The organism is Mesorhizobium sp. M2C.T.Ca.TU.002.02.1.1 (assembly GCF_003997225.1).
This window is the reverse complement of sequence record NZ_RZTO01000777.1, coordinates 1-2842: the sequence shown is the minus strand read 5'-3', so window position 1 is coordinate 2842 and position 2842 is coordinate 1. Positions and strand designations below refer to the sequence as shown.

The 2842-nt window shown below is 68.0% G+C and carries 4 protein-coding genes; all 4 read left to right on the top strand.

Annotated elements, in window-relative coordinates; all coding sequences use genetic code 11:
• A partial coding sequence (locus EOD07_RS29235) for a universal stress protein (RefSeq protein ID WP_164772642.1) occupies positions 1-312 on the top strand: 312 nt, incomplete at its 5' end.
• A 143-nt stretch (positions 313-455) separates the two neighbouring features.
• On the top strand, positions 456-1586 hold the full coding sequence (locus EOD07_RS29230; protein ID WP_127237816.1) for an ROK family transcriptional regulator: 1131 nt from the start codon (positions 456-458) through the stop codon (positions 1584-1586).
• On the top strand, positions 1583-2386 hold the full coding sequence (locus EOD07_RS29225; RefSeq protein ID WP_127237815.1) for an ABC transporter permease: 804 nt from the start codon (positions 1583-1585) through the stop codon (positions 2384-2386). The genes EOD07_RS29230 and EOD07_RS29225 overlap by 4 nt, the downstream gene beginning before the upstream one ends.
• Positions 2383-2842 (top strand): ATP-binding cassette domain-containing protein (locus EOD07_RS29220; RefSeq protein WP_127237814.1); only part of this gene is annotated, 460 nt, incomplete at its 3' end. The genes EOD07_RS29225 and EOD07_RS29220, both read left to right, overlap by 4 nt.

Sequence of the window (2842 nt, the reverse complement as noted above, 5' to 3'; positions counted from 1 at the left end):
GTCTCTCACCGCCGCCGGGAAGCGGTGCTTAAGGATATCGTCGCGCTTGCCGACCGCTATGGCGTCGAGATCGGGACGGCGATCCGCAGCAGAGCCGCCGCGGCCGATGCCATCGCTCGCCAGGCGGGCCGCAACGTAGCGTTGATCGTCATGGGCGTGGCGCGGCGCCAGGGCGAGGAACTGATCTTCGGCGAGACGACGACGGCGGTTCTGCGGCGCAGCCCATGCCCGGTGGTGCTGATCTCCGACGAGCGGGTGAAACGCGACGAGAGCGATCGCGAGGCCGTGCGCACGGGGGCGGGGACCGGGTGATTGGCCAATCTCCCCACGAGGGAGGAGATTGGCGGCTTTGGCGCCGCGCTTTGCCTTTCCAATCCCGCAAGATCATCGCTTCGCCAGCCTCGCTTGACTCCTTCCTTTAATTTCTAAAGATTATAAAATAAATGGGAGGAACAATGGGCATCCATCACGGCGCGATTCTGCGCATCCTGAGGGATGACGGTCCGCAGTCGCGGGCGGAGCTGGCGCGCCGCACGGCGCTGTCGCCGACCGCGCTCACCCATCTCACCGCGCAGCTCTTGAAGGACGGCATCGTCACCGAGCTCACCCAGGCGGCCGGTGGTGGAGCGCCGATCGGCCGGCCGGCCGTCGGCCTGGCGTTGGTGCCCGATGCCCACCACGTCGTCGGCGTGCACATCGGCGCGGGCACCATTCACGCCGCGGTCACCGATCTCAAGGCGTCGGTGAGGCAGCTCGATTCCTTCCACTTCGACACCTCGACCATCGAGCCGGCGCGCGTCATCGCCAAAGTTGCCCGCATGGTTGACAGCCTCATCCGCAAGACCGGCGCCGACCGCTCGAAGATCCTCGGCATGGGGCTGGGCGTGCCGGGCCCCGTCGATATCAAGCGGCGGCGCAACCTGTTGTCGATCAACTACGACTGGCGCGACGTCGCCTTCGCCGACGAGCTCGAAAGCGCGCTCGGCATGCCCGTCGTTGTCGAGCACAATGTCAGCGCCATGGCGCTGGCGGAGTCGCGCTACGGCATCGGCCGCGAGGCCTCGGCGCTGCTCTACATCTATCTTCGCACCGGCCTCGGCGCCGGGCTGGTGGTCGACGGCCGGCCGTTCCGCCCCGGCGGCCATGGCGCGGTCGAGCTTGGTCATATCCAGGTCGTCGAGCATGGCGCGCGCTGCGCCTGCGGCAGCACCGGCTGCCTGGAGACGTTCCTTTCCGAACGGGCACTGTCGCGCGCGGCCGGCATCGACACGCCGCATCCGAAGCGCCTGCTTGCCGCCGTCGAAAAACACCCGGAGGTCTGGAACGACGCCGTGCGTCATCTGACGACGGCCATCGCCAGCGCCGCCAACCTGCTCAATCCGGACCTGATTGTTTTCGGCGGCCATCTCGGCGAGGCGCCCGAGAGCTTCATCGACGCCATCCGCGCCGGCGTGCCGCCGCGCGTGCTGCCGCCGATGCGCGACGTGATGCGCTTCGAGCGCTCGGGCATCGGGCCAGGCGCCGGCGCCGTCGGCGGCGCGGCGGTGGCGCTCGACCATCTGTTCTATTCGGGAGCCCCGCGATGAGTTCGGGTGCTGAAAAGCCGCGCGCTGCTTCCTCGGCCAGCCGGCTGGCCGCCTTCGATTACGCCGGCCTGGCCTTGAACATTGCCGGCGTGGTTGCCGGCATCACGATCTGGTGGGTGCTCACCGCAAGCGGGGCCGTCGGCCTGCCGCGGCCGCCGGACGTGCTGTCGCGCTTCATCGAGCTTGCCGGCAACGGCCAGCTGCTGCGCGACACCGCCGCCAGCCTGGCCCGCGTGCTGGCCGGCTTCCTGCTCGGCGTGCTGCTTGCCATTCCCGTCGGCTTCGCCATGGGCTGGTACAGGATAGCGCGCGCGCTCGTGGAACCCTACCTACAATTCTTCCGCATGATCCCGCCGCTGGCCATCATCCCGCTGGCCATCGTCACCATGGGCATCGAGGAGACGCCAAAGATCTTCGTCATTTTCCTGGCCTCCTTCCTCGCCAGCGTGGTCGCCACCTATCAGGGCGTGATCAGCGTCGACCGCACCATGATCAATGCCGCGCGCGTGCTGGGCGCCAGGGATTTCACCATCTTCCGGCGCGTCGTCGTGCCGGCCTCGACGCCCTTCATCCTTGTTGGCGTGCGCATCGGGCTCGGATCCGCCTGGGCGACCGTGGTCGCGGCCGAGCTGATCGCAGCCCAGTCCGGCCTCGGCTACCGCATGCAGCAGGCGCAGCTCTACTACGACCTGCCGACGATCTTCGTCAGCCTGTTCGCCATCGGCATTCTCGGCCTTGCCATGGATCGCGCGCTGCAGGCGATCGAGCGGCGGCTCACCATCTGGCAGGAGCGGATATGACCCCGAAGATCGTCTTCGACAACGTCTCGCGCCGCTTCGACCTGAAGGACAGCTCCTTCCTTGCGCTCGACCGCTTCTCGCTCGATGTCGGCGACGGCGAGTTCGTCACCGTGGTCGGCCCTTCGGGCTGCGGCAAGTCCACCGCGCTCAACATCGCCGCCGGCCTGCTCGAGGCAAGCGACGGCCGGGTGACGGTGGACGGCAAGCCGGTCAATGGCCCCGGGCCGGAACGCGGCATGATCTTCCAGCAATATGCGCTGTTTCCCTGGCTCAGCGTGCGCGACAATGTCGAGTTCGGCCTGCGCATCAGGGGCGAGCCGGCGTCGCGCCGGCGCGAGATCGCCGAGCGCTTCATCGACTTGGTCGGTCTAAGCCAGTTCGCCGACGCGCTGCCCAAGACTTTGTCGGGTGGCATGAAGCAGCGCTGCGCCATTGCCCGCGCCTATGCCGTCGACC